General features: G+C 73.8%; 7 protein-coding genes. 4 read left to right on the forward strand and 3 right to left on the reverse strand.

Features of this window, described 5'->3' with window-relative positions; genetic code table 11:
• Window positions 1-351: hypothetical protein (locus JWR81_RS01750; protein WP_297645838.1), on the forward strand; the 351-nt coding region annotated here is incomplete at its 5' end.
• A gap of 92 nt (window positions 352-443) precedes the next feature.
• Here JWR81_RS01750 and JWR81_RS01755 read toward each other — a convergent pair.
• The 3 genes from JWR81_RS01755 to cofC form a co-directional block, all read right to left on the reverse strand.
• Window positions 444-1352 carry an NUDIX hydrolase gene (locus JWR81_RS01755; RefSeq protein WP_297645840.1) on the reverse strand — a complete coding sequence of 303 codons (909 nt, stop codon included), beginning with the start codon at window positions 1350-1352 and terminating at the stop codon, window positions 444-446.
• Window positions 1349-3715 carry an RNA degradosome polyphosphate kinase gene (locus tag JWR81_RS01760; protein WP_297645842.1) on the reverse strand — a complete coding sequence of 789 codons (2367 nt, stop codon included), beginning with the start codon at window positions 3713-3715 and terminating at the stop codon, window positions 1349-1351. The genes JWR81_RS01755 and JWR81_RS01760 overlap by 4 nt, the downstream gene beginning before the upstream one ends.
• Before the next feature lie 75 nt (window positions 3716-3790).
• Window positions 3791-4453, reverse strand: coding sequence for a 2-phospho-L-lactate guanylyltransferase (cofC, locus tag JWR81_RS01765; protein WP_297645844.1), 663 nt, complete (start codon window positions 4451-4453; stop codon window positions 3791-3793).
• Between the two features lie 381 nt (window positions 4454-4834).
• On the opposite strand from cofC, the gene JWR81_RS01770 reads away from it, so the two are divergent.
• From JWR81_RS01770 to JWR81_RS01780, 3 genes are all read left to right on the forward strand, one after another.
• On the forward strand, window positions 4835-6340 hold the full coding sequence (locus JWR81_RS01770) for a glycosyltransferase (RefSeq protein ID WP_297645846.1): 1506 nt from the start codon (window positions 4835-4837) through the stop codon (window positions 6338-6340).
• Between the two features lie 22 nt (window positions 6341-6362).
• Complete coding sequence (locus JWR81_RS01775) at window positions 6363-7070, forward strand: 1-acyl-sn-glycerol-3-phosphate acyltransferase (protein WP_297645848.1); 708 nt, start codon at window positions 6363-6365, stop codon at window positions 7068-7070.
• A gap of 103 nt (window positions 7071-7173) precedes the next feature.
• Window positions 7174-8042: NAD(P)H-dependent glycerol-3-phosphate dehydrogenase (locus tag JWR81_RS01780; protein WP_297645850.1), on the forward strand; the 869-nt coding region annotated here is incomplete at its 3' end.

Consider the following 8042-nt stretch of genomic DNA (forward strand, 5'->3'; position numbering starts at 1 on the left):
GCCGCCGCTCCGGCCGCCGAGGCCCCGGCGGCTCCCGCGAAGCCGGCGCGCCGCGCGGCCAAGGCCGGCGCGTCCTTCGCCGCCCCCGCCGCCGAGGCCCCTCCCGCGAAAGCGGCTTCGAAGGCTGCGGCTTCGAAGGCTGCGCCCACGAAGTCGGCGCCCACGAAGTCGGCGCCCACGAAGGCTGCGCCTACGAAGACTGCGGCCAAGCCTGCTGCGGCCAAGCCTGCTGCGGCCAAGCCTGCTGCGGCCAAGCCCGCCCCCGCGAAGACGGCGGCGAAGACGGCGGCCCCGAAGGCTGCGGCGAAGACCAAGGACGAGAAGCCGAAGAAGGCCAAGGCGAAGAAGTAGCCGGACCCGCACCTCATCGCCGCGGGCCGCACATCGATGCCCTGCTCAGGGTGCCTGTGTGCGGCTCGTCGCGGTCGTGGGCCGGACGGCCCTCAGCCGGTGGGGCGGGGGTAGTAGTCGGCGGTGCGCAGGTCGGCGCCGTCGAACCCGAGCGCCCACGTGCTGGCCTTGCGGCTGGGGATGTCGGCGAGGTCGACGCCGATCCGGTGCCGTGACGACTCCACCAGCCGCGCGATCACGTCGGGGATCACCCCGCCCTGGCTGCACACCACCGTGACCCCTGGCTCGGCCGCGATCTCGCGCAGCCGGGCCATGCCGGCGTCGGGGTCGGACCAGTAGCCGGCCTCGCTCAGCTGCGGCACGTCGAGCACGTCCATGCCCAGCTTCTCCGCCAGCGGCGCGACGGTCTGACGGCACCGCACGAGCGGGGCGCTGACGATGCGGTCGGGCCCGAACAGGGCCAGCAGCGCGGCCAGCTGGCGGGCCTGCTCGCGGCCGGTGCCCGAGAGCGGGCGCAGGTCGTCGTCGGCGTCCCACTGGCTGCGGCTGCCGGCCTTCGCGTGGCGCACCAGCAGCACCAAGGACGTCGGTAGGCCCACGCGCCGGAAGCGCGCCAGCACGTCGAGGTCGTGGCGGTAGGAGAGCAGGTCCCGGGCCCCGTCGGGCGACACCCAGCGCAGCTCGTCGATCTCCTGGTTCGGGGTGAACTCGCCGCCGGTGGCCTGCGCCGACCAGTACCGGACGAGCTTGTGGCCCTCCGGCACCTCGTAGCGGACGTCGCCGAGCAGCGGGCCGAGCCGGGCGGCGACACCGGTCTCCTCCGCCACCTCGCGCACGGCCGCGAACGGCATCGTCTCGCCCGGGTCGAGCTTGCCCTTGGGGAAGGACCAGTCGTCGTAGCGGGGCCGGTGCACGAGCGCCAGCTCCACGCCCCCCGCCCCGGGGCGCCACAGCACCGCTCCCGCCGCCTGCACGTCGACGCGGGCCGAGTTCGTGCTCACTCCGCGTCGGCGACCGTGACGGCGGCGTGCCGCAGCATCATCTCGGCCTGGTGGTCGCGTACCGGGGTGATGCCGGAATCCGCATCGGGCGACGGCTCCCACGAGCCGTCGGCGTGCAGCGTCCAGCAGCGGGTGGCGGGGGCGAGGCAGGAGTCGAACACCTCGCCGAGCTTCGCGGCCAGGGACTTGTCGGCCACGCGCAGCAGCACCTCGACACGGCGGTCGAGATTGCGGTGCATCATGTCGGCGCTGCCGATCCAGTACTCGTCGGCCGCCCCGAAGTGGAACACCCGGGAGTGCTCCAGGAAGCGGCCGAGGATCGAGCGCACGCGGATGTTCTCCGACAGGCCCTCGCGCCCCGGCCGGAGCGCGCAGATGCCCCGCACCACGATGTCGACGGGCACCCCGGCCTGCGACGCCCGGTAGAGCGCGTCGATCACCTGCTCGTCGACGAGCGAGTTCATCTTCAGGCGGATGCGCGCGTTCTCGTCGCCCTGACGGTGGGCCTCGATCTCGTCCTCGATGCGCCGGACGATGCCGCGCCGCACGCCGTACGGGGCGACGAGCAGGCTGCGGTAGGAGGTCTGACGGGAGTAGCCGGTGAGCGAGTTGAACAGGTCGGTGAGGTCGGCGCCGATGGTGGGATCGGCTGTCAGCACGCCCATGTCCTCGTAGAGCCGCGCGGTCTTCGGGTTGTAGTTGCCGGTGCCGATGTGGCAGTAGCGCCGGATCGTGGAGCCCTCCTGGCGCACCACGAGCGAGGTCTTGCAGTGCGTCTTCAGGCCGACGAGCCCGTAGACGACGTGCACGCCCGCCTTCTCCAGCTCACGTGCCCAGCGGATGTTGGCCTGCTCGTCGAAGCGGGCCTTGATCTCCACCAGCGCGACGACCTGCTTGCCCGCTGCGGCGGCGTCGATCAGCGCGTCGACGATGGGGGAGTCGCCGGAGGTGCGATAGAGCGTCTGCTTGATGGCCAGCACGTTGTCGTCCTCGGCGGCCTGCTCGATGAACCGTTGCACGCTCGTGGAGAACGAGTCGTAGGGGTGGTGCACCAGCACGTCGCCCTCGCGCAGCGTGGCGAAGATGCTGCGCGGCGTCTCCCGGTCGGCGAACGCCGGGTGCGTGGCGGGCACGAACGGCTCGTCCCTGAGATCGGGACGGTCGACGGCATGCACGGCCCACAGTGCGGTGAGGTCGAGCAGCCCGGGCACCGTGACGACGTCGGCGGGGTCGACGTCGAGCTCGCGCAGCAGCAGCTCCAGCACGTGCTCGCTCATGGTGTCGGTGACCTCGAGGCGCACCGGCGGGCCGAAGCGGCGGCGGGCGAGCTCACGCTCGAGGGACTGCAGGAGGTCCTCGTCGCGGTCCTCCTCCACCTCGACGTCGGCGTTGCGGGTGACGCGGAAGGCGTGCACCTCGGTGACGTCCATGCCGTTGAAGAGATCGCCGAGGTGGGCCGAGATGAGGTCCTCGATGGGCAGGAACGTGATGTCCTCGCCCGGGGTGTCGACGCGCACCAGCCGCGGCACGTTGTTGGGCACCTTGACGCGCGCGAAGCGCTCGGTGCGCCCCTCCGGATCCCGCACGGTGACGGCCAGGTTCAGCGACAGCCCGGAGATGTAGGGGAAGGGGTGCGCGGGATCGACGGCCAGGGGGGTGAGCACCGGGAAGACCTGCGCGGAGAAGTAGTCCGACAGGCGCAGCCGCTGGGCGTCGGAGAGCTCGTCCCAGCGCAGGATGCGGATGCCCTGGCGCTCCAGCTCGGGCCGGACCTGGTCGAGGAACACGTGCGCCTGCGCCACGGCGACGGCCTGGCTGCGCGCGGCGATGCGGGCGAGCTGCTCGCGGGGCGACAGACCGTCGGCGCTGCGCACGGCGAGCCCGGTCTCGTTGCGGCGCTTCAGCCCGGCGACGCGAACCATGTAGAACTCGTCGAGGTTCGAGGCGAAGATCGCCAGGAACTTGGCGCGCTCCAGCAGCGGCTGGCTCTGGTCCTCCGCCAGGGCGAGCACGCGGGCGTTGAAGTCCAGCCACGACAGCTCGCGGTTGAGGTAGCGGTCGTCGGGCAGCTCCGACGCGGGTGCCGGCGTGCGTGCAGGCGGGCTGACCGGCACGGCGGCCGCCGTGGACCCGGACGTGCGCGCGTCGGTGGCTGCTGGGGCCGGACCGGGCTGGTTCGCGCGGCCGTTGCCGGTGCGCGGCTCGGGTACCTGCGTGGCCGTGGCCGCGGACCCCGATCGGGTGGCGGCGTGGGACCTGCGGGAGGACGGACGGGGCGCCCGCCGTCGGGTCTGGCCCCGGCCGGACGTCGGCTCCGGAGGCCCGGACCCGGTGTCCGGCTTGCTGTTCACATCGTCACCCACGCCGCGATTGTTCCGTACCCTAGCGGTCGCCGCCGCCCATGCCCGGCGTCATCCGAGTGAACTGTCTCCCGATGATCACGCCCCCGGGCTCGTGACGAGGACAGCTCGCGTGTGCGCGCCGAGCCCGATGGCGGCGGCGTGATCGAGATCACCGGGCGTGTCGACGTCGCGGCGCAGACCGGGCCACCCGCCGATGAGCTCGGCCGCGCCCGACGCCCGGTGTCGCTCGGCCGAGCCCGCGCCGAACCGGGGGTCGAGCACGCGCCACGGGGCGGCGAGCAGGAACGTGGTGCCGGTGCCCTCGGCGTCGGCGCAGAAGGCGCGGCCGCCCGGTGCGGCCAGTGCGGACCCGATCGCCGCGTCCAGCTCCTCGGGGCGCAGGGCGGGCAGATCGGCTTGCAGGGCCCCGACCGCGCATCCCGGGTCACACCCGCGGAGCAGGGCGGCGCCGTGGGCGTAGGCGGCGTTGAGACCGCCGACCGGGCCGTCCGGCACCACCTCGACGCCGGCAGCGGCCAGCTCGGCGGCGACCGTCGCGTCCGAGCTGACGACGAGCAGCCTGCGCACCCGGCCGACGGCCAGCACCGCGGCGACCGTGTCGTGCGCCAGCGCCAGTGCCAGCCGGGCGTGGGCCTCGGGGGCGCCGACTCCGCGGTCCGCCGCGCCGCGCAACCTGGATTTGGCCATCCCGAGCGGCTTGACCGGCACCACGAGGTCCACGGCCGGATGCTCGCTCACAACACCATCGTCCTCACAGCACCATCGTCGCACCTGCGCCGATCGGCCCGGACCGCGCACATGATCGGCCGCCCGCGGCGTCCCGGGTCCCCCGCCGCGGGGGCCGAACGGGCACATCCATCTGGTTGACCGCGCAAGCGGGTTCCGGCGTCTATAGTCCGCACAGGGTGCAGCTCGGTCCCCGGGGACCCGTGCCTGCGCCGCCGTCGCCGCTCCCCGCATCGCGACGGTAGTACCGCACGAGTACCGCACCGGACGACGCCGATCGGTGCGAAGCCAGACAGGTCCGCGCGTCCCCGGCCTCCCGCCGTGGACGTGGATGCCCGCCGTGGGGATCGTGCTTCCCGATGGTCCTCACGGCGTACAGCAAGGGAACTTCCTATGGAGAGCGCCGATACGGCCGTGAGGCCGTCGCCCCCGACCTTCGCCGCCACCCGTGTGCTCGTGGCCGACGTGGAGCAGCCCGCTCCGCGGCTGTCCGAGCTCGAAGAGCGCTACGGCCACGCCTGGGTGGTGATCCGCAGGGCGGATCGCCCACGCTCGCTGATCGAGGTCGACCTCGGCAAGGACGGTGCCGCATCCCGCGAGCAGTTCGCCGCGGCCTTCGAGCGCTTCCGCACCGCCGACGACGTGATCGGCGGCATCCCGGCCGTGGCCGAGGAGCTGCTGCCCAGCCTGTCGGTGGTCATCCCGACGGTGGCGAAGCGGCTCGACGAGCTGGCTGTCTGCCTCGCCTCGATCGACAAGTCCGACGTGTCGCGGGTCGAGGTCGTGGTGGTGGACAACCGACCAACCGTGCCGTCGCCGGACCCGCTGCCCGAGCTGGTCGGGCGCTTCCGCGGGGCGCGGATCGTCCGCCAGTCCTTCCCCGGCATCGCCGCCGCCCGCAACGCGGGCGTCGCGGCGGCGCAGGGTGAGATCGTCGTGTTCACCGACGACGACGCCCAGGTCGACCCGGTGTGGCTGCGCGCGATCGCCAGCCGGTTCGCGCTGCACCCCGAGGAGTCGGCGGTCACCGGGCTGGTGCTGCCCTCGGAGCTGGAGACGCCCGCGCAGATGTGGTTCGAGCGCTACTACGGCGGGTTCGCCGCCGAGCGCGCGTTCGAGCCGCTGAGCTACGGGCTGGCCCGGCCGGAGGCGTCGGCCTGGGGCCGGGCCACGGTCGTCGGCCGTGACGACGCCGGTCACGAGGTGCGCCGCTTCGCCGTCTACGGAGCCGGGGCATGCGGCGCCGGCTGCAACATGGCGTTCCGGCGCCGCGCGCTGCCGGGGGACGCGCCCTTCGACACCGCGCTCGGCACCGGCACGCCCGCCCTCGGCGGCGAGGACCTCGCGGCGATCATCGGGCTGCTCTGGAGGGGCGGGCGGCTCGGCTTCGAGCCCGCCGCGCTCGTCTACCACCAGCACCGGCGCGAGTACGGGGCGCTGCGCAGCCAGATGAAGGCGTACGGGTCGGGCTTCACCGCGATGCTGACCGGGCTCATCGCGCGCGACCCCGCCCACGCGCTGGGTCTCGGCTCGCAGCTCCCACGCGCGCTCACGCGGATCGGTGCGTCCACCGTGATGCGGCTGCGCGGCATCCGGCCGGACCAGGACGACATCGTCCGTCCCGAGGAGCCCCTCGTCGACGACGTCGTCGACGGCGACGAGCCCGACCGCGGCTACCCGGCCGAGCTCGCCCGCGACGAGCTCGTCGGCCTGCTGCGCGGCCCGCTGCTGTACGGCCGCAGCCGTTGGGCCGCCCGGGGGATGATCCGCCGTCCGGGTGCCGGACAGCACGGAACGGGGCGCGTCCCGTCGCCTGATCCGGGCGATCCCGAGCACGTCCTCCGTCCTGACGGCGGCCGACCTGGACCCGGGGCCCCCGGACAGGGAGACTCGCCGTGATCTCGGAGAGCGGAGGGTGTCGGTGAGGCGTGAGAAGGGTGGGTTCTGGATCGCGTTCTGCGCGGTCTTCTTCTACCCGATGGGCTGGCTGTTCGGCCGTTCGCGGTTCGAGGGCAAGCAGCACATCCCCGCGGGGGGTGGTGCGCTGATCGTCGCCAACCACATCTCTCACCTCGACCCCGTCTTCACCGGGCTGCTGGTGCACCGCGCCCGGCGGGTGCCGCGGTTCCTGGCCAAGCACAGCCTGTGGAGCGCCCCTGTCCTCGGACGGGCGCTCGCGGGGAGCGGCCAGATCCCCGTCTACCGTGAGACGGTCGACGCCCAGCAGAGCCTGCGGGAGGGCACCACGGCGCTGGGCGGGGGCAAGGTGGTGGTGATCTATCCGGAGGGCACGATCACCCGTGACCCGGACGGCTGGCCGATGCAGGCCCGCACGGGCGTCGCGCGGCTCGCGCTGTCGTCGGACGTGCCCGTGGTGCCGGCCGTGCACTGGGGCACCCGCGAGGTCCTGGACGGCTACAACAAGAAGTTCCGGCCGCTGCCGCGCAAGCCGATCACCGTGCGCTGCGGGCCGCCGGTGGACATGACCCCCTACCGCGGCCGTCCGGTGGACGCCGCGCTGCTGCGCGAGGTGACGGACATGCTGATGGGCAGGGTCCGCGACCTGCTCGCCGAGGTGCGCCGGGAGCCCGCTCCCGCGGAGTTCTTCCGCCGGGGCGCGGCGTCATGACCGTCGACGCACTCACTCCCGCTGAGGCGGCGTCGTGACGGCGTCCGTGCGTCGGGTCGCCGTCCTCGGGGCCGGGTCGTGGGGCACCGCGTTCGCGAAGGTCATGGCCGACGCCGGGCGCGACGTCGTGCTGTGGGCCCGGCGGCCCGAGGTGGCCGCCGCCGTCAACGACGGGCACGTCAACCCCGACTACCTGCCCGGCGTCGTGCTGCCGGGGCTGCTGACCGCCACCACCAACGCCGCCACGGCCCTCGACGGCGCCGACGCGGTGGTGCTGGCGGTGCCGTCACAGACGCTGCGGTCCAACCTCGCGAACTGGCGCGACCTGCTGCCGCCCGGGCGCACGCTGGTCAGCCTGGCCAAGGGCGTCGAGCTGGGCACGCTCAAGCGGATGAGCGAGGTGATCGTCGACGTCGCCGGGGTCACGCCCGACCAGGTGGCCGTGGTGTCCGGGCCGAACCTCGCGCGCGAGATCGCCGCCGAGGAGCCCACGGCCACGGTGATCGCGTGCTCCGACCACGACCGCGCCGTGGCCCTGCAGCTGGCCTGCACCACCGGCTACTTCCGCTCGTACACCAACACCGACGTGGTGGGCTGCGAGCTGGGCGGGGCGGGCAAGAACGTCATCGCGCTGGCCTGTGGGATGGCGGCCGGCCTGGGCTTCGGCGACAACACCCGCGCGTCGCTCATCACCCGGGGGCTCGCCGAGACCGCCCGCCTCGGGGTGGCGCTGGGCGCCGACCCCATGACGTTCGCAGGCCTGGCCGGCCTCGGCGACCTGGTGGCCACGTGCTCCTCGCCGCTGTCGCGCAACCGGACCTTCGGCGAGCGGCTGGGCCGCGGCGAGAGCCTGGCCCAGGCGGAGGCGTCCAACCACGGGCAGGTGGCCGAGGGCGTCAAGTCGTGCTCGTCGATCTGCGAGCTGGGCGCGCGGGCCGGGGTGGAGCTCCCGATCGCCGACGCCGTGCGCCG

Source organism: Pseudonocardia sp. (assembly GCF_025965585.1).
Classification (GTDB): Bacteria; Actinomycetota; Actinomycetes; order Mycobacteriales; family Pseudonocardiaceae; genus Pseudonocardia.

What these genes read in the sequence shown, in the direction of transcription:
- JWR81_RS01770 (WP_297645846.1), top strand. Translation starts at nt 4,835, where the DNA reads ATGGAGAGCGCCGATACGGCCGTGAGGCCGTCGCCCCCGACCTTCGCC.